The 25,007-nt window shown below is 76.3% G+C and carries 23 protein-coding genes; 8 read left to right on the forward strand and 15 right to left on the reverse strand.

The window, feature by feature from the left end:
• Nucleotides 1-25: 25 nt before the first annotated feature.
• Nucleotides 26-1,180: a DNA glycosylase AlkZ-like family protein gene (locus ACN9MS_RS18960; protein WP_426309938.1), complete on the reverse strand. Its 1,155-nt coding sequence runs from the start codon at nt 1,178-1,180 to the stop codon at nt 26-28.
• Between the two features lie 28 nt (nt 1,181-1,208).
• On the reverse strand, nt 1,209-1,898 hold the full coding sequence (locus tag ACN9MS_RS18965; RefSeq protein ID WP_426309939.1) for a DUF2993 domain-containing protein: 690 nt from the start codon (nt 1,896-1,898) through the stop codon (nt 1,209-1,211).
• 116 nt (nt 1,899-2,014) lie between these two features.
• On the opposite strand from ACN9MS_RS18965, the gene ACN9MS_RS18970 reads away from it, so the two are divergent.
• Complete coding sequence (locus ACN9MS_RS18970; RefSeq protein WP_426309940.1) at nt 2,015-2,800, forward strand: LLM class F420-dependent oxidoreductase; 786 nt, start codon at nt 2,015-2,017, stop codon at nt 2,798-2,800.
• Between the two features lie 78 nt (nt 2,801-2,878).
• Here the strand turns inward: ACN9MS_RS18970 and ACN9MS_RS18975 are convergent, their stop codons facing one another.
• Together ACN9MS_RS18975 and ACN9MS_RS18980 are read right to left on the reverse strand one after the other, a co-directional pair.
• A complete protein-coding gene (locus tag ACN9MS_RS18975; RefSeq protein ID WP_426309941.1) occupies nt 2,879-3,016 on the reverse strand; it encodes a hypothetical protein in 138 nt (45 codons plus the stop codon).
• Between the two features lie 2 nt (nt 3,017-3,018).
• On the reverse strand, nt 3,019-3,792 hold the full coding sequence (locus tag ACN9MS_RS18980; RefSeq protein ID WP_426309942.1) for a DUF1266 domain-containing protein: 774 nt from the start codon (nt 3,790-3,792) through the stop codon (nt 3,019-3,021).
• Between the two features lie 216 nt (nt 3,793-4,008).
• Between ACN9MS_RS18980 and ACN9MS_RS18985 the strand changes: the two genes are divergently transcribed.
• The 3 genes from ACN9MS_RS18985 to ACN9MS_RS18995 all read left to right on the forward strand — a co-directional run bounded on the left by ACN9MS_RS18985 (nt 4,009) and on the right by ACN9MS_RS18995 (nt 9,202).
• A complete protein-coding gene (locus tag ACN9MS_RS18985) occupies nt 4,009-6,711 on the forward strand; it encodes a tetratricopeptide repeat protein (RefSeq protein WP_426309943.1) in 2,703 nt (900 codons plus the stop codon).
• 78 nt (nt 6,712-6,789) lie between these two features.
• Nucleotides 6,790-8,265 (forward strand): multidrug effflux MFS transporter, encoded by a 1,476-nt coding sequence (locus ACN9MS_RS18990; RefSeq protein ID WP_426309944.1) that lies wholly within the window; start codon nt 6,790-6,792, stop codon nt 8,263-8,265.
• 112 nt (nt 8,266-8,377) lie between these two features.
• Nucleotides 8,378-9,202: a uracil-DNA glycosylase gene (locus tag ACN9MS_RS18995; RefSeq protein WP_426309945.1), complete on the forward strand. Its 825-nt coding sequence runs from the start codon at nt 8,378-8,380 to the stop codon at nt 9,200-9,202.
• Nucleotides 9,203-9,304: 102 nt separating this feature from the next.
• Here ACN9MS_RS18995 and ACN9MS_RS19000 read toward each other — a convergent pair whose 3' ends face one another.
• Both ACN9MS_RS19000 and ACN9MS_RS19005 read right to left on the reverse strand, forming a co-directional pair.
• The gene (locus ACN9MS_RS19000) at nt 9,305-9,469 is read right to left on the reverse strand and encodes a hypothetical protein (RefSeq protein WP_237840782.1); all 165 of its coding nucleotides are present in this window, start codon (nt 9,467-9,469) and stop codon (nt 9,305-9,307) included.
• Nucleotides 9,470-9,638: 169 nt separating this feature from the next.
• Nucleotides 9,639-10,067: a VOC family protein gene (locus ACN9MS_RS19005; RefSeq protein ID WP_426309946.1), complete on the reverse strand. Its 429-nt coding sequence runs from the start codon at nt 10,065-10,067 to the stop codon at nt 9,639-9,641.
• An 87-nt stretch (nt 10,068-10,154) separates the two neighbouring features.
• Between ACN9MS_RS19005 and ACN9MS_RS19010 the strand changes: the two genes are divergently transcribed.
• On the forward strand, nt 10,155-10,958 hold the full coding sequence (locus ACN9MS_RS19010) for a helix-turn-helix domain-containing protein (protein ID WP_426309947.1): 804 nt from the start codon (nt 10,155-10,157) through the stop codon (nt 10,956-10,958).
• Here ACN9MS_RS19010 and ACN9MS_RS19015 read toward each other — a convergent pair.
• From ACN9MS_RS19015 to ACN9MS_RS19025, 3 genes are all read right to left on the reverse strand, one after another.
• Nucleotides 10,912-11,583, reverse strand: a complete 672-nt coding sequence (locus ACN9MS_RS19015) for a class I SAM-dependent methyltransferase (RefSeq protein ID WP_426309948.1) — start codon at nt 11,581-11,583, stop codon at nt 10,912-10,914. The genes ACN9MS_RS19010 and ACN9MS_RS19015 overlap by 47 nt on opposite strands.
• A 147-nt stretch (nt 11,584-11,730) precedes the next feature.
• The gene (locus tag ACN9MS_RS19020; RefSeq protein ID WP_426309949.1) at nt 11,731-15,030 is read right to left on the reverse strand and encodes an AAA family ATPase; all 3,300 of its coding nucleotides are present in this window, start codon (nt 15,028-15,030) and stop codon (nt 11,731-11,733) included.
• Complete coding sequence (locus ACN9MS_RS19025; protein ID WP_426309950.1) at nt 15,030-16,325, reverse strand: exonuclease SbcCD subunit D; 1,296 nt, start codon at nt 16,323-16,325, stop codon at nt 15,030-15,032. The genes ACN9MS_RS19020 and ACN9MS_RS19025 overlap by 1 nt, the downstream gene beginning before the upstream one ends.
• 147 nt (nt 16,326-16,472) lie before the next feature.
• Between ACN9MS_RS19025 and ACN9MS_RS19030 the strand changes: the two genes are divergently transcribed.
• Nucleotides 16,473-16,709 carry a hypothetical protein gene (locus ACN9MS_RS19030; protein WP_426309951.1) on the forward strand — a complete coding sequence of 79 codons (237 nt, stop codon included), beginning with the start codon at nt 16,473-16,475 and terminating at the stop codon, nt 16,707-16,709.
• A 1-nt stretch (nt 16,710) separates the two neighbouring features.
• On the opposite strand, the gene ACN9MS_RS19035 is transcribed toward ACN9MS_RS19030, so the two are convergent.
• From ACN9MS_RS19035 to ACN9MS_RS19055, 5 genes are all read right to left on the reverse strand, one after another.
• A complete protein-coding gene (locus ACN9MS_RS19035) occupies nt 16,711-17,085 on the reverse strand; it encodes an STAS domain-containing protein (RefSeq protein ID WP_231581660.1) in 375 nt (124 codons plus the stop codon).
• A gap of 271 nt (nt 17,086-17,356) precedes the next feature.
• Complete coding sequence (locus tag ACN9MS_RS19040; protein ID WP_426309952.1) at nt 17,357-17,887, reverse strand: aminoacyl-tRNA deacylase; 531 nt, start codon at nt 17,885-17,887, stop codon at nt 17,357-17,359.
• 61 nt (nt 17,888-17,948) lie between these two features.
• Complete coding sequence (locus ACN9MS_RS19045; RefSeq protein WP_426309953.1) at nt 17,949-18,482, reverse strand: DUF2087 domain-containing protein; 534 nt, start codon at nt 18,480-18,482, stop codon at nt 17,949-17,951.
• 51 nt (nt 18,483-18,533) lie between these two features.
• Nucleotides 18,534-20,267: an ABC-F family ATP-binding cassette domain-containing protein gene (locus tag ACN9MS_RS19050; RefSeq protein WP_426309954.1), complete on the reverse strand. Its 1,734-nt coding sequence runs from the start codon at nt 20,265-20,267 to the stop codon at nt 18,534-18,536.
• A gap of 228 nt (nt 20,268-20,495) precedes the next feature.
• Nucleotides 20,496-22,538, reverse strand: a complete 2,043-nt coding sequence (locus tag ACN9MS_RS19055; protein WP_426309955.1) for a PASTA domain-containing protein — start codon at nt 22,536-22,538, stop codon at nt 20,496-20,498.
• A gap of 198 nt (nt 22,539-22,736) precedes the next feature.
• On the opposite strand from ACN9MS_RS19055, the gene ACN9MS_RS19060 reads away from it, so the two are divergent.
• Together ACN9MS_RS19060 and ACN9MS_RS19065 are read left to right on the forward strand one after the other, a co-directional pair.
• Entirely contained in the window at nt 22,737-23,255 is a 519-nt protein-coding gene (locus ACN9MS_RS19060) for a hypothetical protein (RefSeq protein WP_426309956.1), read from the forward strand.
• A gap of 149 nt (nt 23,256-23,404) precedes the next feature.
• The gene (locus tag ACN9MS_RS19065) at nt 23,405-23,977 is read left to right on the forward strand and encodes a hypothetical protein (RefSeq protein WP_426309957.1); all 573 of its coding nucleotides are present in this window, start codon (nt 23,405-23,407) and stop codon (nt 23,975-23,977) included.
• Nucleotides 23,978-24,211: 234 nt separating this feature from the next.
• Here ACN9MS_RS19065 and ACN9MS_RS19070 read toward each other — a convergent pair whose 3' ends face one another.
• Nucleotides 24,212-24,994, reverse strand: coding sequence for a tetratricopeptide repeat protein (locus tag ACN9MS_RS19070; RefSeq protein ID WP_426309958.1), 783 nt, complete (start codon nt 24,992-24,994; stop codon nt 24,212-24,214).
• Nucleotides 24,995-25,007 lie beyond the last annotated feature (13 nt).

Genomic DNA, 25,007 nt, shown 5'->3' on the forward strand with positions numbered 1-25,007 from the left:
GGCGGCGGCTCGGGGGCGACGCGGCTCAGGCGCGGGCGGTCCGCCCCCAGTGCGTGGAGACGGCGGCGACCTGCTCGTCGAACGCCGTCGCCTCCGCAGCCGTGGGCGCGCGGCGCCACTGCGGCTCGACGACGACGTCGCGCGCCCCGACGACCCAGCGCCACCGCCCGACCACCACGCCGTCGACCGCGAGCCCGTGGATGAACGACCCGAGCCGGTCGCCCAGGTCGACGCCCTCCGCGACGACGAGCGCGCGGGTCTCGCCGTAGGACATGAAGAGCTCGTCGTAGCTCTGGAGCAGGTCGACGACCGGCCGGTCCGGGTCACCGTCGGGCGCGAGGGCGCCGACGAACGGCCCCGGGTCGAGCACGCGGGTGTCGGCGTCGGCGAGCCGCCACAGGGTCGCGCCCTCCAGCGCGCCCGCGCCGGGCACGGCCACGGCCTCCTCCCCGAGCAGGTCGAGCGCGTGCCGCACGTCGGTGAGCGTGAAGCCCGACCACTGCGCGACGTCCCTGACCGTCGCGTACGCGCGGCTCGCGAGGTAGCGGCGCAGGAGCTCGACGAGCGCGGCGTCGCGGTCGAACCGCTCGCCGAGCGGCCCGTAGCCCGTGGGGACGCGGTCGTCGAACGCGGCGTACGTCTGCTGCTTGCCGTCGAGCGGCCCGCTGACCAGGAGCCGGTCGAGCTCGGCCTGCATGAGCACGTAGCCGAGGGCGATGCCCTCGAGCGGGCGGCCGTGGGCGGCGAGCAGGCCCGCGAGCTCACGACGGGTCCGGGGCCGCTCCTGCACGGCCGCGACGACGAGGTCGGTCTCGGCGACGTGCCCCGCCGTCCCGACCTGCCGGTACATCGTCCCGTTGGCCCGGTGCACCCGCGGCGCGCTGAGCTCGACGAGCCAGCGGGCGTCGTCGGACCGGACGAGGTGCCACGTGGGACGCAGCACGTGCGTGCGGACCACCTCCCCCCGGTCGCACCCGGCGACCGCCCCCGCCGCGCCGGGCCGCGCGTCGGGCCGCAGGCGCCGCGTGAGACCCCACAGCGCGGGGTGGAACTCCTGGCCCTGCACCGCGACGAGATGCCCGACGGCGGTCGGCACGTCCGGCAGGTCGGGCGACCGCAGCCGGTGCGCGGCGAGGCGCGCCGCGAGCACGTGGCCCTCGTCCACGGGCGCCCCGCTCACCGCGGCACCCACTGCCCGGCCGCGACGGTCACGACGCCACCAGGTCCTCGGCGACGACGTCGGTCCCGGTCACCGTGACGCGCACCCCGCCGTCGACGACGGACACGGCGTCGAGCGCGACGCCGTCGGGAAGGTCGAGCGGGACACGCAGGTCGGACAGCGCGCGGGAGATCCCCGACGGGAGGTCGTCGACCGAGACGGTCCCGAGGCCCGTGCGGACCGCGACGACGTCGACGGCCAGCTCGGCCGGCCCGGAGACGCGCGGGGTCACGTCGACCGTGATCGTCGCGCCCAGCAGGTCGAAGGCCAGGGACAGCACGTCGCCGGAGGCGGTGATGCCGACCTCCAAGCCGCTCTGCTCGGCGACGATCTGCTGCAGCGACTCGGCCGCGATGACCCCCGACGCGGTCCCGGACGCGATGCGGTACGGCTCCGACGTGCTCACGCCGTCGGCCTCGACCTGGAGGTCGGAGATCGCGTAGCCGCCAAAGGACGCGGAGTCCGCCGAACCGGTGACGTGCGTCAGCTCACCGCGCGCGAGCTGCGTGAGGAACGGGAACCCCGTGATGTCGAGCTCCGCCCCGGTGACGTCGTCGGCCTGCTGCTCGAAGGCCGTCACCGCGCCGCGCTCCGCGGCGCCGACCGCGACCCGGTCCGCCACGACGGCGACCGCCACGAGCACCACGAGCGTCACGAGCAGCCCCACCAGTCGCTTCATGCGCCCACCCTAGGTCCGCCGACCGCGACCCTGCTGTCGTTGTGAGGCTCGTGGCGGCAGCAAGGTCGTGCTCGACGCGGGGTGTCGACGTTCTCGGCCGACGTAGATTGCGACGTATGACCTCAACCCGGCACCCCTACCGCATCGGCGTCCAGCTCCAGCCGCAGCATGCCGACTACGCCCAGGTCCGCGACGCCGTGCTGCGCGCGGAGGACCTCGGCGTCGACGTCATCTTCAACTGGGACCACTTCTTCCCGCTCACTGGCGACCCCGACGGCAAGCACCTCGAGTGCTGGACGATGCTCGGCGCGTGGGCCGAGCAGACGGAGCGCGTCGAGATCGGCGCGCTCGTCACGTGCAACAGCTACCGCAACCCCGATCTCCTGGCCGACATGGCGCGCACGGTCGATCACATCAGCGGCGGGCGCCTGATCCTCGGGATCGGGGCGGGCTGGTTCGAGAAGGACTACGACCGGTTCGGGTACGAGTTCGGCACCGCGGGCGCGCGCATCGCCGACCTCGCCGAGGCGCTGCCGCGCATCAAGGCCCGCTGGGCGGCGTCGAACCCCACGCCGACGCGCGACATCCCCGTGCTCGTCGGTGGCGGCGGCGAGCGCAAGACCCTGCGCGTCGTCGCGGAGCACGCGGACGTGTGGCACTCGTTCGGCGACGCGGAGACGCTCGCACGCAAGAGCGCGATCCTCGACGAGCACGGCGATGCCGTCGGCCGCGACACCGCCGCGCTCGTCGAGCGCTCGGTCGGCGTGTCGCGGCCGCCGTCGGAGTCCGCGGACGCGCTCGTCGCCGCGGGCGCGACGCTGTTCACGGTCGGCACGAGCGGGCCGGACTACGACCTGTCGCTCGTGCGGGAGTGGGTCGCCTGGCGCGACGCCCAGGGCTGACCACCGCGCCGAGCACGAGGTCGCCGTCGTTCCGACGCCCGCGACGACGGCCACCTCGTGCTCGACGGCGCGGTGACGTCAGAACAGCGCCCGCGCCAGGTTCGACAGCGCCGCGTGGACCTCGGACCGCAGGCCGTCGTCGGCCAGCACCACGGCAGCGCCCACCCCGATCACGACGAGCAGGACCCCCGCGCGCCACCACCAGGGCGACCGCACGCTCAGTACGCCAGCGTCCGCCACGGCGACGACTCGGTGTCGAGCAGTCGTCGCACCGCGCGCTTGAAGTCGGGCAGGTCCTGGTCGATCGGGGTGCGGTTGCCCGCCGACCAGAACGCACGCCCGGCGAGGAACCCGTCGCCGAACTGCTCCCACGACGCGTACGCGGGGCGCGACATCACGACGGCCTCCTCGATCGCCGCCCACGCCCGCTCCGGCGTGACGAACCCGGCGTCGACCGCGAGGCGGCTGACGTGCACGACCCGTGCCGCGTCCCACGCCGCGATCGACGGCGGCAGGGGGTCCGCGAGCTCGCCGTGCCCGCCCACCTGCGCCGACGCGCTCCAGCCCTGGTAGAGCGCCACCGCGCGCTCGGGGTCGAGACCCCGCGCCGTCGCCTCCTGCCGCGCCTGCGCGGCGTGCTGCTCGGCCGCGCCCTTCGCGTCCCGGCGGCTCAGGCGGCCCGAGTACAGCTCCTCGACCTTGGGCATCGCGATCGCGTAGTAGCCGCGGTGCCCCTGGGTCAGCAGGAGCTCGTACGTGCGCTCGACGTCGTCCGCGCCGCGCACGTCCCACCCCGCAGCGAGCGGCTTCGCGGCCGTGCGCGCGTCGGCCTCCACGGTCAGCGCGTTGATGGGCAGCACGCCCTCGACCGCGTAGACCGCCCCCAGCGCGAGGCCCCGCTGCTGCGCGGGCGTGAGCGCGGGCGCGTCCTCCTTCGCGTACAGGTCCGCGGTCCCCGAGAACATGTCCTTGAGCTTGTCGAACAGACCCACCGTCGCTCCTTCGTCTCCCCGCGCCACGGGCGCGGTCCGTCGCGCCGCGGTCGTCGCGGCCTCCGGCAGCGTGACCGTGCGGACCGCCCCGGGGCACGACTCCCGAACGATCCCGAACGACACCGCCGCGGGTTTCACCCGGTCGCTCGCGCCCGGCGTCTCCGCAGGGCGAGACAACGTCGGGCAGTGGTGGGTGGCCGTCGCTAGCCTGGCGCGATGCCCCTCGACCCGCCGCCGTCCCCCGTGGGCGCCGGGTCGGTCGACGAGCTCGCGGCACGACTGCGTGCGCTCCGGACCTGGGCCGGCGACCCGTCGTACACCGAGATCGCGCGACGCGTCGGCGCGCTCCGCACCGCCCGAGGGGTGCCCGCGGCCGAGGCTCGGCCGGGCCGAGTGACCGTCTACGACGTCTTCCGAGCGGGCCGCACGCGGCTCGACGTCGACCTCCTCGCCGACGTCGCCCAGGTCCTCGGCGACACCCGGCCGGCAGGGTGGCGCGCGGCGTACCGGACGGCGGGTCGGGAGGCCTCCGCGACGGGCGCCGCGCCGGACGAGACGACACGCACCGGGACACCGAGCGCCCCGGCCGGGCGGACCACCGTGCGGGTGGGGGACGTGTCGCCCGAGCGTCCGCTCGTCGGCCGGGACGGCGAGGTCGCGCGCCTGGTCACGATGCTCGCGGCGCCACGTGAGCAGGAGGCGCCAGGAGGCGGTGCGGCGCCGCGCGTCGCGACCGTCACCGGCCTCGCCGGGACGGGGACGACGAGCGTCGCGCTCACCGTCGCGCGCGAGGCCCCGGCGGACGTCGTCGCGCTCGTCGACGTGCGCGGGGCGTCTGCCGCCGTGGCGCCGTCGGACGCCGTCGTGCTCGACGCGCTGCTCCAGTCGCTCGGCGCGCCGCCGCCGGACGCGCGGGCGCGCGACGTCCCCGCGCTCGCCGCGGGCCTCGCGACCGCGCTCGCCGGGCGTCGCACGACGGTCGTCCTCGACGACGTGGCCGACGCCGCCCAGGTCGCGGGCGTCGTCGCGCACCTGCCGGCCGCGACACGCGTCGTGGTCACGGCGCACCACGTGCTCGACCTCCCCGGCGCGGCCGGGACGACCCTGGACCCGCTCCCCGAGGCCGACGCGCTCGCGCTCCTCGGGTCGCTCGTCGGCGCGGACCGCGCGGCCGCCGAGCCGAGCGCGGCCACCCGGCTGGTCCGCGCGTGCGGCGGCCTCCCCGCCGCGCTCGTGCGCGTCGCCGACGACGTCCGGGCACGGCCCGGCTGGTCGCTCGCCGACCACGCCCGCCGGGTGGAGGACCTGCCCGGACCGGTCCTCCACCCCGCGCTCGCCGCGGCGCACCGCGACCTTCCCGCCGACCATGCCCGGGCCCTGCGGCTCCTCGCCCTCGTCCCGGTGCCGCTCGACGCCGCGTGGGTCGCCGTCCTCCTCGGCATCTCGACGAGCGAGAGCCGGGACGCGCTCGCCGCGCTGGGACGCGCGCACCTCGTCACCAGCGGGCCGCGCGGCGAGGTCGTCGTGCCCGACGCCGTCCGCAGCCTCGCCGCCGACCTCGCCCGCTCCGACGACCCGTTCTCCGCGCGGGCCACCGCCGTCGGGCGCCTCGCCGGCCGCCTGCTCGACGACGCCCGGCCCGCCGTGCGCGCAGCGGCGCCCCACCACGACGCGGCCGGGTGCTCGACCGAACGGGGCGACCCGAGCGAGCAGGGCGCCGCCGAGCAGGGTCCGACCGGGCAGGGCTCGGCCGCGTCGGGCGCCGTGGCGACGAGGAGCACCACCGACGCCGCGCTCGCGTGGCTCGACGCCCACCGCGACCTGCTCGTCGCGACGTCGGCGCTCGCCGCGGAGCACGAGCTCGCCGACGTCGTGACCGAGCTCTCGGCCCTGCTCGCGCCCTACCTCGACTCCGCGGGCCGCTGGGAGGACGCGGTCGCGGTGCACACGGCGGCGGTCGAGCACGGGCGGGCGTCGGGGCGGTCCCAGGCCGGGCGCGACCTCGGGCGCACGCTCGAACGGCTCGGCCGGTACGACGAGGCGCTCGCGCAGCTCGTCCGCTCGCTCGAGCGCGGCGACGACCCGCGCCCCGGCCAGACGCTCAACCGCGTGGGCAACGTGTACAAGCGGCTCGGGCGCTTCGACGAGGCCGAGACCGCGTACCGCGACGCGGCGGCCGGGGCGCGGACCGCGGGCGACCCCGTCAGCGAGGGCCGCGCCGTCGGGAACCTCGCGGACGTGCACCGCATCCTCGGGCGTGGTGACGACGCGCGCGCCGGCTACGACCGGGCGCTCGCGCTGTCCCGCCGCGTGGGCGACGCGCTCAACGTCGCCATCGTGTCGAGCAACGCCGCGATCCTCTCCGAGGCGGAGGGCAGCCTCGAGCGCGCGCTCGCGCAGCACCGCGACGCCCTCGCGAGCGCGACGTCGCTCGGCGACGCCGGGCTGGCGACCCGGGCACGGGTGCACGTGGGTCGGCTCCTCGTGCGCTCCGGCGAGACCGGGGCCGGCGTCGCCGACCTGCGCGAGGCGGTGGGGGCCGCCGTCGCGCTCGGGGACCCCGACGCCGAGGCCGAGGCCCGCAGCGCGCTCGCGACCGCGCTGCTCGCCGCGGGCTCCGTCGCCGAGGCGGTGACCGTGGGCGAGGCCGCCGTCGATCTGGCGCGCCGCGTCCGCGCACGCCTCGTCGAGACGGAGGCGCTCAACGCGCTCGGGGAGGCCGTGCTCGCCGCGGGCGACGCCCCCCGCGCGGCAGACCTGCACGATGCGGCCCGCGCGCTCGCCGTCGAGCTCGACGACGCCGCCGAGGAAGCCCGTGCGCTGCGCGGTCGCGCAGCCGCAGGACGCGGGTTCGATGCCGACGACGGCGACAGTGACGGTGACGGCCAGCACGACGGCGAGGCGCGCGTCAGAGCCTGAGACCTCTCCGCCGTCTCAGCATCCGATCACGTACGGCGTCCGGGAACATGTGGCGCCCCGCCCGGGGTTGCCCTTGTCATGGCCTCCACTCCCCCCGCGACCCCGGCGCCGACCGCGCCCGTCGTCGCACCGCAGGGCACCCGCTCCACGAGCCCCGCCGCTCCCGCCCGACCCGGGCGCATCAGCGCGGGCCTCGTCCTGCTGCTCTCCGCGCTCACCGCGATCGGTCCGCTGACGATCGACCTCTACCTCTCCGCCTTCCCGCGCATCGTCGACGAGCTCGGCACGACCGAGTCCCGCGTCCAGCTCACGCTCACCGCGACGCTCGCCGGGCTCGCGATCGGCCAGCTCCTCATCGGGTCGATCTCCGACGCGATCGGCCGCCGCGCTCCCCTGCTGGTCTCCCTCGCGGTGTACGTCGCGGCGTCCGCCGGGATCGTCTTCGCCGGATCGGTCGCCGCGCTCACCGGCCTGCGGTTCGTCCAGGGGCTCTCCGCGGCCGCCGGCATGGTGCTCTCCATGGCGATCGTGCGCGACTCGTTCGAGGGGTACCAGATCGGCAAGGTCATCGCGCGCCTCATGCTCGTCGTGGGCGTCGCTCCGATCCTCGCCCCGACCATCGGCGCCCAGTTCCTGCGGCTCGGCTCGTGGCGCGGCATGTTCGTCGCGCTCGCCGTCGTCGGCGCGGTGCTGTTCGTGCTCGTGCTGCTCCGCCTGCGCGAGACGCTGCCGGCCGAGCGCCGACGTTCCGGCGGGACCGTCGCCGCCCTGCGCTCCTACGGCTCGCTCCTGGGCGACTGGTCGTTCATCGGGCTCGCGCTCATCGCCGGCTTCTACATGGCCGCGATGTTCACGTACATCTCCGCGTCGACGTTCGTGTTCCAGGACTTCTTCGGCATGTCCGCCCAGCAGTACGCGATCGTGTTCGGCGTCGGCGCGGTGTCCGTGACGGCCGGCAGCCAGATCAACGGCGCGCTCGTGGGCCGCGTTGCGCCCGAGCGCATCCTCCAGGGCGCGGTCGCAGCCGGGTTCGTGCTGTCGGGCGGGCTGCTCGTCGCGGCGCTCGCCGGCGGCGGCCTCGCGTGGCTCGTGCCGCTCATCGTCCTCACGCTCGGCACCGCCGGCTTCGTCATGCCGTCCGTCCCGGCCATCGCGCTCGAGCGCAACGCGCACCGCGCCGGGAGCGCGGCGGCGCTCATCGGGGCGTTCCAGTTCGGCGTCGGCGCGGTCGTCGCGCCGGTGACCGGCCTGCTCGGCGGGTCGCCGCCCGTGACGATGGCCGCGGTGATGTTCGGCGTGGTCGTCGTCGCCGGAGCGGTCCTGCTCGGCCTGCGGCACACGTTCGGCGCGCCCGTCCCCGACGACGCCGCCGACGCGCTCACCGCGCACGACGCGACCGAGATCGGCAGCGCGACCGCCGTGTCCGGCGGGACGGTCGAAGGGTCCCGTACCGCGGGCGCCGCCGACCGGCCCGGCCGCGAGGCCGGCGTCGACGTCCCCGACGACGCCGCGGCGCTCGCCGAGGCCACGGTGCTCGCCGACCGCGGCGCCTGACCCGGCCCGGCCTCCCGCCGAGCACGACGCCACGCGCCGTCGAGCACGACGTTGCTCTCGTCGTCCCACGGATGTCGACAGCAACGTCGTGCTCGGCGCGGAGAATGGGCGGGTGACGCCCGACGACCCCGACTACCCGCTCGCCGCACGCACCGCGCCGACCCTCGCGGTGCTCGACGCGCACCTGGTGGAGTGCCGCGCGTGCCCGCGGCTGGTCGCGTGGCGCGAGCACGTCGCCGAGGTCAAGCGCGCGTCGTTCCGCGAGGACGACTACTGGGCCCGCCCGGTGCCCGGCTTCGGCGACGAGCGCGCGGGGATCCTCGTCGTCGGGCTCGCGCCCGCCGCGCACGGGGCCAACCGCACGGGACGCATGTTCACGGGCGACCGCAGCGGCGACTTCCTGTTCGCGTCCATGCACCGCACGGGCCTGGCCAACCAGGCGACGTCCGTGTCCGCCGACGACGGGCTGCGCCTCACCGGGATCCGCGTCACCGCCCCGGTGCGGTGCGCCCCGCCCGACAACAAGCCCACCCCCGAGGAGCGCCGCCGGTGCGGTCCGTACCTCGCGCGCGAGGTCGAGCTGCTCGGGGAGAGCGTGCGCGTCGCCGTCGTGCTCGGTGGCTTCGGGTGGCAGGCGCTCCTGTCCACGCTCGCGGAGCAGGGCTGGGACGTGCCGCGCCCCCGCCCGCGGTTCGCGCACGGCGCGGAGGTGACGCTGCGCCGTCGGGCACCCGCGCCGGGGGCGTATGCCGTGGGGGCTCGCACCGAGGGCGAGGAGCCCGACGGCGGGCAGCAAGCCCCTGCGCAGACCCTCACCCTCCTGGGGTGCTTCCACGTGAGCCAGCAGAACACCTTCACCGGACGGCTCACGCCCCAGATGCTCGACGACGTGCTCCTCCACGCGCGCGACCTCGCCGGCCTGGACGCCCTGCACTGAGGACCGGTCGCCGAGATGCGCTCCGGGACGAGGGAGGCACCCGGAGGTGCAGCGCTCGGCCGCGGGTGCAGCGCCCGTCCTGACGTGCGTCTGCGGGGCGGTCTATCGGGCCGCGGTCGTCGGGGACTGACGCCGCGGGGCGTCCGCCCAGCGGCGGCGCTCGGCGACGCGGGGCAGGGCGCGGCCCACGAGCCGGAGCTGCTCGCGGCGCACGATGACCTCCATGCGCCGCAGCTCGCGCTCGAGCGAGGACGATGCTGCTGACATTGCTGCTCTCCTTCGACGGCACCGGGCGGCGGTCCGCCCCCGCCGCGCTCGCGACGGACCCGGTGATGACGCGCGACGACCGCGGTCGGTCGTCGCCCTGCCCCCGTAGGAGGGACGGACGCGTCCCGGGTTCGTGACATCCGTCGCCGGGCCGTGCCGGAGAGGTCGGCTATGCCGTCGGGAGCGCGGACTCGTCGTACTGCTCGACGAACTCGCCCGTCGGCGGGATCGGCGTGATGACGTCGATCAGGACGCCGTTCGGGTCGGCGGTGATGAAGTGGCGCTGGCCGAACGCCTCGTCGCGCAGCGAGCGCAGGACGGGCAGGCCTGCCGCGACGAAGCGGTCGTGGACGGCGTCGACGTCCTCGACCTCGAGGTTGAGCAGGAGCCCGCTCGCCCGCCCCCGTCCGCTCTCGGGGATCGTCTCGTGGTCGCCGTCCAGCACGGCGAGATTCACGGCCTCGTCGTGCGCGGACTGGAGGTGCACGTACCAGTCGCTCGTGAAGAGCGGCCGGAGGTCGAGGTGCTCGACGTAGAACGCCGCGGTCGCCGCGACGTCTCCGGTCATGATCACCGGGTACCAGCTCGTGATGCGCACGGGTCTTCTCCTCTGGTCGTGGGCAGGCGCTCGAGGGAACAAACAAACAGGCTGTATGTATCTAAGAATGACCTACAGTCTGTCGGTATGCAAGAGACACGTCGCACCAACGCCGAGCGCACCCGCGCCACCCGGACCGCGCTCGTCACCGCGGCGCGCGAGCTGTTCGTCGACCCCGGGTACGCGGAGGCGTCGACGCCGCAGATCGCCGCGGCAGCGCACGTCACGCGCGGCGCGCTCTACCACCACTACGCGGACAAGCGGGACCTGTTCCGGGCGGTCGTCGAGGCCGAGGCGGAGGCCGTCGCGCGCGAGATCGAGGCGCGGACCAGTCCGGTCGGCAGCGTCCACGAGGCCGCAGCTGCGAGCGCCGCCCGGACGGCACCCCGTGCGAGCGACGCTCCCGCTCCCCGCTCGCGACACGCGCCCGACGCGCCCGACGCCCGCGGCATGCTCGTCGAGGGCGCGCGGGCCTACCTCGACGCGATGTCGGTCCCGGGACGGACGCGCCTGCTGCTCGTCGACGCCCCGGCCGTGCTCGGCGCCGCCGAGGCCGACGCCCTCGACGCGCGCCATGCCCGTCGCACGCTGCGCGCAGGCCTCGCCGCGGCGATCGACACGACGCCCGACGACGCCGCACCGGACGACGAGGCCCGCACCGGCCGTGCCCGTGACGGCGGCTCGCACCCCGCGGAGAGGGACCGGCCGACGACGCCGCGCGTCGGGGACGACGTCGCGCACGAGGACCGCCTCGACGCGCTGACGCTCCTGCTCTCTGCAGCCTTCGACCGCGCGGCGCTCGCGCTCGACGGCGGCGCGCCGCCACACCCCGTGCGCGCGGCGGTCACCGAGCTCGTGGACCGGGTGTGCGCGCCGCGAACCACTCGATGACGCCCGCCCGCGTGCGCTCGTGCCGCTCGACGGCGAGCCCCGCGTCGAGCACCCAGCGGAGCGGGCGGCGGCGGAAGTGCTCCCCGGCGAGCGGGACGCTCACGGCGTCGGCCGCCGCCTGGAGCGCGCGGAACGGCCACGACGACGACTCGACGTGGTCGGCGAGGACGAGCAGGCCACCGGGCCGCAGCACGCGGACCATCTCCGCGAGCGCGGCACGGTGGTCGGGGATCGCGCACAGCGAGAAGGTGCAGACCACGGTGTCGTAGGCGTCGTCGGGGAGGTCGAGCCGCTGCGCGTCACCGAGCCGGAGGTCGACGTCGATCTCCCGCTCCGCCGCCCGTCGTCGCGCGACCGCGAGCATCCCCGGGCTCCACTCGACGCCCGTCAGACGGCCGTCCAGCACCCGCGCCGGGTAGTGCGCCAGGTTGAGCCCCGTGCCGATCGCGACCTCCAGCGTCTCGCCCGTCGCGAGCCCGCACGCGCGGGGGCGGACGTCCGGGAAGAAGCGGCGCTCCGCCACCGCCATGCCGCGGTCGTAGGCGCCCGCCTCCCGGTCCCAGCGCCGCCGCAGCCGGGCGTCGCGCGGGCTCGCCGCGCCGTCGTGCCGGGCCGGTCCTGCCATCCCCAACCACCTCTCGCCGCCGACGGGCGGCCCGCTGCACCCGGTGGCGTCGACCGGTCGATGATCTGCGCGTCCGGCCGACGTTCTCCGCTCGGTGCCTCCGGCTGGCGTCTCTCGACCGCCGCTCCTGGGTGAGGACCGCCGTCCTCACGCTCGCACGGTGAGCGTGCTCCCGCCTCCGGGCACGCGCCGCACCTCGATGCGCTCCGCGATGGACTGCTTGAGCGCCTCCACGTGCGACACGACGCCGACGACGCGCCCACCCGCCCGGAGCCGACCGAGAGCCGCGAGCACGGCCTCGAGCGTCTCGGGGTCCAGGCTGCCGAAGCCCTCGTCGACGAAGAGCGTCCCCAGCTCGACCCCGCCCGCCTCCGCGGTGACGACGTCCGCGAGCCCGAGGGCCAGGCACAGGGACACGTAGAACGTCTCGCCGCCGGACAGCGTGCGCGGGTCGCGCTCGCGCTCGGTGACGTGGTCGAGGACCTTCATCGCGAGCCCACGCTTGTGCGCGCGCACGTCCTCGCGCGTCGCGCTGCGCACGAGCTCGTACCGGCCCGACGACATCTCGGCGAGGCGCTCGTTCGCCGCGGCGACGACGTCCTCGAACCGCTGGACGAGGACGAACGTCGCGAGCGTGAGCGCGTGGGCGTTGTCGCCGGAGCCGGACGCCAGCGCGGCCATGCGCGCGACCGGCGCGGCCGCGTCGCGGGCTCGGGCCCAGTCGTCCGCCGCCGCCCCGATCCCCTCTGCGGCGGCGCCCGCGGACTGCGCCTGGCGGGCCACGAGCTCGTGCCGGCGGCCCGCCGCCCGAGCCGTCGCCTCAGCCTCCGCGACCGCGGCCCGCGCCGCGGCGACGTCCGGGCGCGCGTCCTCGGGCAGGTCCGCTATCGCGGGGTCGGCCAGCCCGGCGGTGGTAGCGGCACGCGCTGCCTCGTGCTCGGCGACGCGCCGCGAGAGCGCCCGACGGTCCGGCTCGTCGAGGACGGCGGCGAGCGCGTCGCGGGCGTCCACGAACCCCGACCGGTGAACGAGCGCGCCGAGCTCGGCCGCGCGCTCGTCGACGGCCCTCCCCGCGGTGGCGACCGCGGCGCCCGCGTCGGCGAGCGCGTCGATCGTGCGGAGCCGGTCGTCGAGCGCCGCGGCGAGGACGGCGACCGGGTTCTGCGTCCCGCCCTCGTCGGCGAGGGCGTCGGGCAGGTCGGCAAGCTCCACCAGCGGTCCGGCCGCGGCGACCTCAGCACGGATCTCGGCCCGGTCGGCGTCGAGCGTCGCCGCGAGCTCCTCGACGCGGGCCGTCGTGCCGGCGATCACCTCCGCCAGTGCGGCGGCCCGCTCCTGGAGGGCGAGCGTGGCGGCGTCGAGGGCGTCGAGCTCCTGCTCGGCGTCCGCCCGCTCGTGCGCCGCCACGCGGGCGCCCTCGACCAGCGCGTCGACCTCGGCGACCCGCTCCGCTGCCTCGTGCGGCGTCATCCCCTCGGCGTCCCGACGGCGCGCGGTCAGCCGCTCCGCGAGGACCTCGACCCGCGCGGAGGCGTCGTGCAGCGCCCGCTCCGCCTCGGCCCGGCCGTGCTCGGCCTCCTCGACGTCCTGCGCCGTGGCGTGGTCGTCCGCGAGCGGCGCCGGGGCCGGGTGGTCCGTGCCGCCGCACACCGGGCACGGGTACTCCTCGACGAGACCGGCGGCGAGCTCGCCCGCGAGGCCGGCGATGCGGGCCGCCCGGACCCGCGCCTCCTGCTCGACCGCGGCGCGCGCGGCCGTCGCGGCCTCCCTGCGCGCGGCACGCGCCACCTCCTCCTCCGCGGCGAGCGTCGCGGCCTGCCGCGCCGCCTCCTCGACCGCACGCGCACGCAGCGCCCGCTCCTGGCAGGCCCCGAGCGTCCCGGCCGTCTCCGCGAGCGACGCCAGCCGCAGGCGCAGCTGCTCACGACGCGCCGGGCGCGCGGCGAGCTCGTCGAGAGCGCGCGCTCGCTCCTCGACCGCCCGATCGACGTCCTTGCGGGCGTCGGCGACGGCCCGGTCGCGGCCCGGGAGCGAGGCACCGACGGGGAGCAGGCGGGTCACGCGCACCCCGGCCGTCGCGACGTCGGCGCGCAGCGCCTCGAGCGTGGTCGGGTCGGCGTCGGCGAGACGCGCGGGCGCGCCCGTCCGGGCGAGCGCGAGCCGGTCGCGCGCGGCGACGAGGAGCCGCTCCGCGCGGACGAGACCCTGCGCCGCGGGAGCGACGACGGCCGCACGGGTCGCGGCGTCGATGCGCCGACGGTCGTCGGCGACCTGGGGCTCCTCCTCCGCGAGGCGGGCCTCCTCGGCGCGCAGCCGCGCCCGGCGGTCCACGGCGTCGGCGACCGCCCGCTCGGCGTCGAGGCGGTCGCGCGCCACGACGAGTGCCGCGTTGGCCGTGACCTCGCGCTCGGCCAGCAGCTCCGCCTCGGCCTCCAGCCCCGCGACGCGCGCGAGGGCGAGCGCGTGCACGCCCGCGACCGGGGCGCCCTCGCTCGACACCCCGGTCGCGGCGGGCTCCTCCCCCGCGATCCCTCCGTCGTCGAGCGGCGTCGGGGACGACGACACGGTGTCCGTCGGGGACGAGAGCGCGATGTCCGCGGCGTCGAGGCCTGGCGGCCTCGCTGCCTCCGCCGCATCCCGAGCGATGTCCGCCACGGCCCGTGCGACGTCGGCCTCGTCGGCCCGCCGCAACCGCGCATCGTCCTGCGCGGCCGCGCGCAGTCGCCGGGCGTCGTCGGGCATGAGCCCCGCCGCCCCGGTGAACCGCTCGACCGCGCCGCGCACCCCCTGCCGCGCGCCGTCCGACCGTGCCCGCGCCGCGCGCGCGAGCTCGGCGAGCCGCACCGCCGCGCGGTGGTAGAGCTCGGTGCCGAAGACCCTCTGGAGCAGCACGGCCCGGTCCTCGGGCTTCGCGCGCAGGAACGTCGCGAACTCGCCCTGCGGCAGCACGACCGTCTGCACGAGCTGGCGACGGTCGAGCCCGACGATCCGACGGATCTCCTCCCCGGCCTCGTCGAGCCGCGCCGAGAGCAGCTCGCCGGGCGGGCCGTCGACCCCCGCGAGTGCCTCCGCGGACGGCACGCCCGCCAGGCGCCAGAGCCGCACCGAGGCCTGCTGGGTCGTCGTGCCGGTGCCGCGCTTCTTGGGCCGCCGGTACTCGGGCGTCCGGCGCACGCGGTACACGCCCGACGGGACCTCCAGCACGAGGTCGACGAACGACTCGACCTCGGGCGCCGCGAACGCCGAGCGGAGGCGGTCGTCGCTCGCGGCCTCGGAGGCGACCTTGCCGTACAGCGCGAAGACGATCGCGTCGATGACCGTCGACTTGCCCGCCCCCGTGGGCCCGTCGAGCAGGAAGATCCCGGACGCGCCGAGGGACGCGAGGTCGACCCGATGGAGGCCCGCGAACGGTCCGATCGCCTGGAAGGTCAGCGAGTGCAGGTGCATCAGGCGCTCCGCTCGTCCGCCAGCGCGAGCTCGAACGCCTCGCGCAGCACGGCGACCTCCGCATCGCTCGGCGCGTGGCCCGCCACGTGCTCGACGAAGTCCCGCGCGACGTCGAGCGGGTCACGGCCCGGCCCGACGGCGGTCACGACCTCCCGCTCGGCGACGCGCGGCGGGCGGTGGGACACCTGGAGCGCGTGCGGGAAGCGGGCTCGGACGCGCGCGTAGAGCTCCGCTGGTCGCACGGCGTCCGTCACGACCACCCGCAGCCAGTCGTCGACGTGCGGCTCGCCCGCCGCTCCGAGCAGGTCGTCGAGCGTCCCCGTGACCTCCGCGAGGCGGCGCGGCACCGGCGCGGGGACGAGCTCGACGGCCGCGTCCGGATCCCCGCCGGTGCCCAGCCGGTCCAGGTCGACCAGCGCCGTCGACTTGCGCTGGTGCAGCTCCGAGAAGGAGAACGCGAGCGGCGACCCCGAGTAGCGCGCGACCGTCACCGACCCGCTGGCGTGACCTGCGGTTTCACGTGAAACGTCGGGCACGGTCACGCGCTGCGGCCCGTGCAGGTGCCCGAGCGCGACGTAGTCGATCCCCCAGCCACCGAACGTGGCCGCGGGCACAGCGTCGACCCCACCCACGCGAATGTCCCGTTCCGACTCCGACGCGAGCCCGCCGACCACGAACGCGTGGCCGACGACGACGGCGCGTGCGGCCGGGTCCTGGGCGCGGCGACGCGTGAGGTCAGCCCCGACGCGCCGCATCGCGGCTCCCATGACCGCCTCGTGCGACCGGGCGAGCGGCGTCCGCGCACCGTCGGCGCGCGCGTCCGCGCCCGGTTCCGCACCGAGCGGCCCGGTGTCGTCGGCCAGCACGTGGCGCGCTGTGTCCGGGTCGAGGTACGGCAGGGCGTAGACGAGCAGCGGAGCGTCGCCCGTGCCGCTCCCGCGGCGCGGCGCGAGGACGACGGGCGCCCCGACGTCGGACAGCCGCGCGCGCAGGTGCACGCCCGGACGCATGACACGGTCCCCGAAGCCGAGCCGGACCGCGGAGTCGTGGTTGCCCGGCGTGACGACGACGTGCGCGTGCTCCGCGAGCCGCGTGACCGCGTCCGACAGGAGCGACACCGCGTCGACGGGAGGGATCGCGCGGTCGTACACGTCGCCCGCGACGACGACGGCGTCGACGCCCTCCGTGCGGGTCAGCTCGACGAGGTGGTCGAGGTGCGCGGCCTGGTGCTCCAGCAGGTCGACCCCGTGCAGCGTGCGCCCGAGGTGCCAGTCGGACGTGTGCAGGATGCGCATGACCGCACGGTACCGACCGCGTCCCACAGGCCGAAGGACCGACGGCGGTGCGGTCCGACCTGCGGCGGGGCACCGTGTCGCACGGCCGCTCCCCGGTAGGGTCGAGCCGCACGGCGCCCGCACGGGCGCCCGACCGACGGAGGACCCATGGACCGGCGCACCCTCGACCTCGCGGTCCCGATGGTGTACGGGGCGCTCCTGGCGTGCTCCGCGCTGTGGTTCAAGGACGCGCTCGTGCCCATCGCCGTCGTGGGCGCCATGCTCACCGGGCTCTACTGGGCGGCGCTGCGCCAGAAGCTCCCGGCGCAGAACCCTCCCCACGGTTCCGGCACCCAGGACGCGCCGCCGCCCCGCCACGACGACCCGCCGTACGGGTCGGCCTGAGTCACACCGCGCCGACGACCTCGATGGGGCCCGTCGTCGCGCCGCTGCGCTCGACCGGGATGCGTCCGCCCATGCCGATCATCTCGAGCAGCTCGACGATGCTCGTCGACGGGTCGCGGAGCACCACGTCGCGGCCGTCCTCCTCGCCGAGCATGTACAGCTGGATGATGAACGCGATGCCCGACGAGTCGATGAAGGTCACGTCAGCGACGTCGACCACCACGCGCCCGCGCGTGTCCAGCACGTAGGACATCGCCTCGCTCGCGCGGTCGCGCAGCGCCGCGTCGATCTCTCCCCACATCGTCACGACCACGCCGCCGTCCGCCGGGGCGTAGACGATCCCGCTCGTCCGGTCGATCGCGCTGCCTGTGTCCACGGTTCCCGCTCACCGTCTCTCTCGAGTCGTCCTGCGTGCTGTCGGCCGCCCCTCCGGACAACGTCCGGTGGTGACGGCCTGTTCCCCGCGCGCCCCCGCGAGGCTCCGTACGGTCGCACGCGCCGCCGTCGGGCGACGGGTCGCGCCGGGCGACCGTGACCGGAGCAGAACGAGTCTGCACCCGACGCGCGGCGCGCACCAGCCCTCGAGCGGGTGGTCCTCGACCTTTCCCCGAACCCACACAATCGCCGCGCGGTGGTGGTCGAGCGCGCTACAGCGGCTCCGTGACGTCCGCGACCTGCGCGCCCAGCGCGCCGACGAGCGCGCGCCCGTCCACCGTCGCGGCGACGCCGTGCGCGCCGCCGCCGATCGAGACGAGGCGCGCCTCGGCGTCGGGCTCCGCGCCCTCCTCCCCCGCGACGTCGACCTCGTCGCTCGCCCCCGGTCCCGCCACGATCCGGACGTCGGCCACGACCGGCCAGGCGTGCGTCGAGCCGAACGGCGTGATCGTGCCGCGCTCGTAGCCCGTGACGTCGCGCGCGACCTCCTTGTCCGGCATCGACAGGCGCGAGACGCCGAGGAGAGAGCGCAGCTTGGGCCAGGAGATCTGGCGGTCACCCGGGACGAGCACGAACAGGTAGTCGTCCTCCGAACGCCGCACGACGATCGTCTTGAGGACGCGCGCCGGGTCCACGCCCCGGGCCGCGGCGGCCTCCTCGAGCGACCCCACCCGCCCGTGCCGCGTGACGGTGTAGTCGATGCCCGACGCCTCCAGCGCCGCGAGGGCGCGCTCGCTGCTCATGGCACCGACCCTAGCCGCCGCGTCCGACGCCCACCCCGCCGCGCGACCGTGCGCCTGGTGGTCAGACGTCGTCGAACTCCGTGACGACCGTGCGCCAGTACTCGGCGCCGTCGCGCGTGCGGTGCACGAGGCCGGAGTCGACCATCGCGCGCCGCAACGACACCGGGTCCGCCGCGCGGGCCGCGAGCCGCTTGGTCAGCGTGAGCTCGGTGACGGGCTCCTCCAGGGGCAGCACCTGCGCCGCGAGGAACCGCACCACGAGCTCGCGGTCGCGCAGGCGCTTGGGCGGGCGCAGCAGGCGTCCGTCGACGAGGAACCGCTCGGGGCCCGTGGGCCGGGGCGTGGGCGCCGTCGCGAGGAGTGCCGCGAACCGCTCGGGCGCGGCGCGGAGGAACCCGCCGTCGTCGCGCACGACCACCCCGGCGGCGAGGAGCGGTGCGAGCCGCCGGCGCTCGTCGGTCGAGAGCACGGCCTCGGCGGGGCCCTCCGTCACGACGCGCGCGAGCACCTCCAGCCGACCCCCGTCCGCGAGCGACGCGACGACCTGCTTCCACGCGTTGTCCGGTGCCACGGCACCGGTCTGCTCGACGTCCACCCACCGACCCTAAGCACGCTCCGGCGCGCCGGGCCAGCGAGTTGTCAGCGCTCACGCGAGGTGCACGACGTCGCCCGTCCAGCGCTGCCGCAGCCACCGGTCGTGCGACGCGACGACGACCGCGCCCGGCCACTCGTCGACGGCCTCCATGAGCTCCCCGGCGAGCGTCAGCGACACGTGGTTCGTCGGCTCGTCGAGGAGCAGCACGTCCGGGGCCTGCGTGACGAGCATGGCGAGGACGACGCGCCGCCGCTGGCCGACCGACAGCTCCGCGAGCGGGCGCCCGAGGTCGCGCGGCGCGAGGAGCCCGTGCGCGTCCACGGCCGCCTCGCGCGCGCCCGCACGGTCGGCCGGGTCCCAGCCCTGCGCGAGGGCGAGGAGCTCGCGCGGGGTGCGGTCGTCGTCGTGCAGGTGGACGTCCTGCTCCAGCAGCCCGACGCGCACCCCGCGCGCCCGCCCGACCGTGCCCGCGTCGGGTGCGAGATCGCCCGCGAGGACGTGCAGGAGCGTCGACTTCCCCGCGCCGTTGGCGCCCGTGACGAGCAGCCGCGTGCCGCGCGCGACCTCGATCGAGGGCACGCCCGACGCCGTCATGTCGAGCCGTTCGGCGCGCTCGCCGGGCGCGCCCGTACCCGCCGGTCGGTGCACGACGACGCCCCGCGCCCAGGCGACGACGTCGCCCCCGCCGGGGGTGACCGCGCCGCCGCTCGGCGCCGCGAAGCGCAGCGGCGGCGGAGGCTTGCGGACCTGGTCGCGATCGAGGGTGTCGAGGCGCAGCTGCGCGTTGCGCACGCGCCGCGACACCTGGCTCTGGACGCGCTCCCCCTTGAAGTCGTAGAGGATCTTCGCCTGGTTGCCGCGCTCGCGGTTCTTCGAGACGTCGCGCGCGGTGACCGCGACGGACCGGCGCAGCTCGGCGAGCTCCGCCTGCTCGGCCTCGAACCGCTGCTCCCAGCGCGCGCGCTCGACCCGCTTGGCGTCCAGGTAGTCGCTGTACGCGCCGCCGTACAAGGTGGAAGCGCCACCGGGCCGCGACACGCCGCTCGCGGCGCCCCGCAGCGGCTCGACCACCGGGTCGAGGTCGAGGATCTCGGTGCAGACCTCGTCGAGGAAGACGCGGTCGTGGCTCGCGAGGACGACGGCGCCCGGGAGCGCGCGCAACGCCGCCGCGAGGAACTCGGCCGCGTCGTCGTCAAGGTGGTTCGTCGGCTCGTCGAGCAGCAGCGCGCCGGGCTGACGCACCAGCAGCGCGGCGAGCCCGAGCCGCGTCCGCTGCCCGCCCGAGAGCGAGCCGACCGCGCGCCCGGCGACGCCGTCGACGTCGAGACCCAGGCCGGCGAGCGTGCGCGCGGCGCGCGCGTCGGCGTCCCACACGTCCGCGAGCTCGGCCCGGTCGAGGGCGCGCGCGTACGCAGCGTCTGCGCTCGCGACAGGCTCCGCGCCGTCGGGACCCGCGAGGGCGAGCGCCGCCTCCTCGAGCTCACGCTCGATCGCCCGGACGCGCGCCAGCGCGTCGTCGACGACCGCACGCACGGTCGTCGATGGCGGGTAGGGGAACTCCTGGTGCAGGAACCCGAGGTCGTCGGGCCGGGTCACGGCCCCGTCGTCAGGTGCGAGCGTGCCCGCGAGCACGCGCAGCAGGGTGGACTTGCCGACGCCGTTCTCGCCGACGAGTCCCGTGCGGTGGCCGGGGTCGACGGCGAGGTCGACGCCCCGCAGCACGGGGCGGCCCGCGAAGGACACGCGGACGTCGGACGCACGGAGGACAGGGGTGGAACGGGCCATGGGGCGATCACCTACCAAGGTGCCCGGGTGGCACGCGCACGCGCCAGGAACGGCGCGGGGGCCATGACGACGGGCTCGACGGGACGGAGCGGTCGGGGCAGGTGAGGATCACATCGCTGACGAGGCTACGCGGCCGCCCGCCGCGACGCACGCGATTATCCGAGGGGTCCGCGGCGCGAGCGGGCACCGCGATCGCCCCCGCCGCGCAGGGTCCGACGAGGTCGCGCGTCAGGGTGCGGTCGTCTCCGTCGCGCCCGCCGTGGGCTCGGTCGGCGCGGACGTCGGCGCGACGGTCGGTTCCTCCGTCGGCTCGGGGTCGGGGGTCGGCTCCGGGTCGACCGGCGGCTCGGGGTCCACCGGGGGCTCGGGGTCGGCGGGCCCGGTCGACACGACGATCGTGACCGTGCTCCCCGGCGCGACCTGCGTGCCGGAGCCCGGGTTCACCGCGATCACGGTGCCCGCGGCAGCGGGGTCCTCCTGGGTCGTCACGCTGACCTTGAGCCCAGCCTTCGCGAGCGCGGCCTCGGCCTGGGCCTGGGTCGTGCCGACGAGCCCGGCCGGCACGGCGACCTTCGCAGGCTGCTCGGGCTCCTCCGGCTTCGGGGTGGTGGGCGTGGTCGGCTTGGTGGGCGTGGTCGGCTTCGTGGGCTCGGTCGGCGTGGGCTTGGGCGCCGGGGCCGGCGCACCCGGGGTCGACGGCTTCTGCGGGGTCGTCGGAGTGGTGCCCTCGGACGGCGTGTACCGCGTCGGCATCTTCCCCGCGGCGAAGAACTCGAAGTGCCACGGCTCGGGCTTGGAACCGTTCGGCCGCGCCCAGGCGGGGTTGTCCCAGCCGTAGTCCGGGCCGTGCATCCGCATCCACACGTACTCGCGCGACGTCCCCGACGGGACGTTGCCGCCGACGTCGATCGCCAGGCCCCAGCCGTGCTGGGACGTCCCCGGAACCGCGGCGAGGTAGGGCTTGATCGCCTTGAGCCGCACCTGGTCGTCGTAGGGGCGGTACGCATCGGTGATCTTGAGCGCGTACCCGAACTCCTTCTGGAACTCGGCGGCGAGCGCCTCGAGCTGCTCCGCCGCGTCGCAGCGCAGCGTCTTGCCCGGCGCGAAGTCGAGCGCGCACAGCGCCTCGGCCGGGATCCGCCCGTTCTGGTACTGCGCCGTCGAGCCGGCGTACCTCTCGACCACCTCGGCGAGCCGCTCCGCGAGGGTCGTGCCCGCGAGTGCCGTGGCCCCGGCCGCCGGGACGACGCCGACCGGGGAGTAGTCCGTGCCGATCAGGTCCGCGAGGTGGGTCGCCGAGACGACGACGTCCTCGAGCGTCACGTCGCCGTGAGCGTGGTCGTCGTCCTCCGCGTGCCCGCCGTCACCGCTGTCACCTGACGGGTCGTCCAGGTCGCCCTGGGTGCCGCCGAGCTCCCCCGGGGCGACACCGTCGGGAGCGGGCACGGCGTCCTCGGGGAGCGTGCGGTCTCCGGGGGAGCCCCCGGTGCCGCCGGGCGCCGTCGGTCCTGCCGGGGCGTCGCTCGAGGGCGACGGGCTCGGCGAGCCGCTGGGGCTCGGAGACCCGCTCGGGCTCGGGGACGCGGTGGGGTCGGGGCTGCTCGTCGGGCTCGGGCTCGGCGCGGTGCGGACCGCGGACGTGTGCACAGCGTCCACGTCGCCCGCCGCGTCCGCGGACGCGGGCTGCTGCGCGGGGCCTCCGGGGGTCGTCGTCCCGTCCTCGTCCGCACCGGGGAGGCCGGTGCCGTCGGAGCCCGCGCCCGGGTCGATCGGCTCCGGGAGGTCGGGCACCTCGGTGTCGTCGAGCGACTCGTCGAGGTCGAGCCCGCCGTCGGGGACCACCTGGACGGGTACCCGGCGCGCGGCGTCCTGCTGGGCGAGGTAGGTGGCGAGGAGCATGCCGAGCTCCGCGCGCGCCTGCTCCACGGGAACCGTGATCTCGCCGTCGGCGAGCGCGTTCGCGGTCGCGAGGACCTCGATCGCACCATCGAGCTGCTGGTCCTCGTCGAGCCCGGCACCGAGCGTGCTCGACAGCGCCGAGACCTGCGTCGCCGTCGCGGCCTCGGCGGCGAAGAAGGACGCGCCGGGGCGGGGCTCGACGCTCCCCGCGAGGGCCGCGGCCAGCGTGATCGCGAGCGCCGAGGAGATGAGGACGTGGGAGACGGCGCGAGCGCGTCGCGCGAAGGCCGGCGACGGGGCGGCGGGCGCGGCAGGCTCAGGCATCTGGGGCGCGTCGTCCGCCGCGCCCTCGTGCTCCGCCGTGGTGCTCACCGCTCACTCCCGTGCTTCGTGCCCTGCCACGGACCTGCGGTCCCGCACGCCGGTTCGGCGCGACGTCGCGCCCGGCGTCACGGCTGCGCACGCCCACCAGTCGGTGTGCTGCACGCCACAGTGCCCTCGTCCGCCTACCGTACACCGCCTCCACGAGGCTCTCACCCCCGTCTCATGTTCGCGGGGGAGAATGCCGCCATGAGTTCACCGACGCGTCACCGCAGGTCAACGTCACGCTCGTTCGTGCTCGGCGCGGCCGTCGTCGCGACCCTCGCGCTCGCCGGGTGCGCGGAGGACGGCTCGGTGAGCGTGCCGGAGTTCACCCTCACCGGGGACCAGGTCCAGCAGTTCCTCGACGACGCCCGGTCGCAGGCCGAGACCATCGGCGAGGACGTCCGCTCCCTCACCGACGACCTCGGCTCCCTGTCCGGCGACGCCCGCACGCGCGCCGAGGACGCCGTCACGGCGGCGCAGGATGCCGCGGACGAGGCCCGTGCCGCAGCGGACGAGGCGGCCGCAGCCACGGACGACACCCGCGCCGAGGCCGAGCAGCGCCTCGCGGAGGCGGCGACGGCGCTCGAGGACGCGTCCACCGAGCTCGACGCGGTCGCAGACTCCCTCTCCGGCGCGGACGCCGCCGTCCGGGACGCGATCGAGAGCCTGCGCACGCGCGTCGACGAGCTGCGTGCCGAGCTCGACGGCTCGACCGGCTCCTGAGCGACCCGGCCGCAGGGCCTGCCCGGATCACCGGTGACCTAGGTCCCCGCGGGCGGCGACCTTTGCCTGACGTCCACCCTTCCTTCACAGGGGTTTGCTTGGTCTCAGGAGCCCGACCGCACCGGCCGGGTCGATGAGAGGGGACAGTGATGAAGGGGACGATCGAGCGGAACGCCAACGCGCCGCTCCCCACGGTCGAAGGCAGCGAGCCGGAGACCCTCAGCCTCGCGGAGCGCGCTCCGCGACACACCCAGGTCGTCCTCGGCGTCCTGCGGATCGTGATCGGCTTCTACTTCCTCTGGGCGTTCCTCGACAAGACGTTCGGGCTCGGGTTCTCGACCCCCGCCGAGCGGTCGTGGATCAACGGGAACAGCCCGACCACCGGCTTCCTGTCGAACCTCGAGGGCACGTTCTCGGGCTTCTTCAGCGGCCTCGCCGGCAACGCGTTCATCGACGTGCTGTTCATGGTCGGCCTGCTCGGCATCGGGCTCGCCCTCATCCTGGGCATCGGCATGCGGGTCGCCTCGGTGAGCGGCACGCTCCTGCTCCTGCTCATGTACCTGGCCGAGCTCCCGCTCGTGACCAACCCGATCATCGACGACCACATCACGATGGCCCTGACGATCATCGCCCTCACCCTCCTCGGGGCGGGCAGCGTGGTCGGGCTCGGCAAGACGTGGAAGAAGATCCCGTTCGTCCAGCGCAACGCCTGGCTGGTCTGACGGTTCCGACAGCCCGCCGTGTGCGGCGGGCCTACGGGGCGACCGATACCGCGCGACGATTCTGAGGCCGTCGCTGCAGGGAGTCGCTCCCGGGGGAAGAGGGACGTGCGGGCGGTGGGGAGACCACCCGCACGTCCCGCCCCTCCGCGCCCGGCAGGGCGACCGACGCTCGACGGAGCGGGTCGCCCGCCGGGCGCCTTTTCTGTCTGCACCCGCGTGGCCGTGTCCTCGTGCTCAGCCGAAGCGCGCGAGCAGCTCCGCCGCCTGAGGGTCGCCCTGGGCCGCGGCCTCGCTCCAGAGCGTCATCGCCTCGGCGACCCGTCCGGCCCGCAGCCGCAGGACGCCGAGGCTCGTGCGCGCGGTCGGCTCGCCCACGAGCGCCGCCTGCTCCAGCAGGTCCTCCGCGTCGAGGGCGCGGCCGGCACGCACGTAGAGGTCTGCCAGCGCCGCCGCGACGCGCGCCTCGCCCGCCTCCGCCCAGCCCTCGAGGAGGGCCACGGCGTCGTCTCCCACGAGCGCGCCGCTGCGCGCCAGCTCGACGGCGGCCTCCCAGCTCTCGCCCGCCGTGGCGACGAGGAGGTCGGCGGCGGCGTCCTGCTCCCCCAGGTCGGCGAGCACCTGCGCGAGCCGGACGGAGGCGCCCTCGACGTCCTGCGCCTGCTCGTACCACCGTCGGGCGGCGTGCAGGTCGCCGCGCTCGGTCGCGACCTGCGCGGCCATGAACGCGCCGAGGACGTCGCCCGCGAGCCCCGCGAGCTCGAAGCAGCGGAACGCCTCGGCGGCGTCGCCCGCCTCGTGGTGCGCGACGCCCAGCCGGTACACCGCCCCGGGGACGCCGTGCTCGACGGCCGACTCGTAGAACGGCACGGCGGCCGCGGGACTGCCGAGGGCGCGCAGGTCGTCGGCGATGGCGACGAGCTCGGCAGGGTCGTCGGGGTGCAGGTGCCCGACGGCGGCCCGCAGGTCGGCGAGCGCGGTCGCCGTGGCGGGGCCCGCGCTCTGGTCGGTGGTCGGCATGCGGCACCGTGTC

It is taken from the genome of Cellulosimicrobium sp. E-16 (genome assembly GCF_049913115.1).
In the GTDB taxonomy this organism is placed as follows: domain Bacteria; phylum Actinomycetota; class Actinomycetes; order Actinomycetales; family Cellulomonadaceae; genus Cellulosimicrobium.

Excerpts from the sequence above, each read along its gene's own strand:
- ACN9MS_RS19065 (WP_426309957.1), top strand. The coding sequence starts at position 23,405 with ATGAAGGGGACGATCGAGCGGAACGCCAACGCGCCGCTCCCCACGGTC.
- ACN9MS_RS19000 (WP_237840782.1), bottom strand. The coding sequence starts at position 9,469 with ATGTCAGCAGCATCGTCCTCGCTCGAGCGCGAGCTGCGGCGCATGGAG.
- ACN9MS_RS19025 (WP_426309950.1), bottom strand. The coding sequence starts at position 16,325 with ATGCGCATCCTGCACACGTCCGACTGGCACCTCGGGCGCACGCTGCAC.
- ACN9MS_RS18985 (WP_426309943.1), top strand. The coding sequence starts at position 4,009 with ATGCCCCTCGACCCGCCGCCGTCCCCCGTGGGCGCCGGGTCGGTCGAC.
- ACN9MS_RS18990 (WP_426309944.1), top strand. The coding sequence starts at position 6,790 with ATGGCCTCCACTCCCCCCGCGACCCCGGCGCCGACCGCGCCCGTCGTC.
- ACN9MS_RS19060 (WP_426309956.1), top strand. The coding sequence starts at position 22,737 with ATGAGTTCACCGACGCGTCACCGCAGGTCAACGTCACGCTCGTTCGTG.
- ACN9MS_RS19070 (WP_426309958.1), bottom strand. The coding sequence starts at position 24,994 with ATGCCGACCACCGACCAGAGCGCGGGCCCCGCCACGGCGACCGCGCTC.
- ACN9MS_RS19015 (WP_426309948.1), bottom strand. The coding sequence starts at position 11,583 with ATGGCAGGACCGGCCCGGCACGACGGCGCGGCGAGCCCGCGCGACGCC.
- ACN9MS_RS18970 (WP_426309940.1), top strand. The coding sequence starts at position 2,015 with ATGACCTCAACCCGGCACCCCTACCGCATCGGCGTCCAGCTCCAGCCG.
- ACN9MS_RS19020 (WP_426309949.1), bottom strand. The coding sequence starts at position 15,030 with ATGCACCTGCACTCGCTGACCTTCCAGGCGATCGGACCGTTCGCGGGC.
- ACN9MS_RS19040 (WP_426309952.1), bottom strand. The coding sequence starts at position 17,887 with ATGAGCAGCGAGCGCGCCCTCGCGGCGCTGGAGGCGTCGGGCATCGAC.
- ACN9MS_RS19030 (WP_426309951.1), top strand. The coding sequence starts at position 16,473 with ATGGACCGGCGCACCCTCGACCTCGCGGTCCCGATGGTGTACGGGGCG.
- ACN9MS_RS19010 (WP_426309947.1), top strand. The coding sequence starts at position 10,155 with ATGCAAGAGACACGTCGCACCAACGCCGAGCGCACCCGCGCCACCCGG.
- ACN9MS_RS18965 (WP_426309939.1), bottom strand. The coding sequence starts at position 1,898 with ATGAAGCGACTGGTGGGGCTGCTCGTGACGCTCGTGGTGCTCGTGGCG.
- ACN9MS_RS19050 (WP_426309954.1), bottom strand. The coding sequence starts at position 20,267 with ATGGCCCGTTCCACCCCTGTCCTCCGTGCGTCCGACGTCCGCGTGTCC.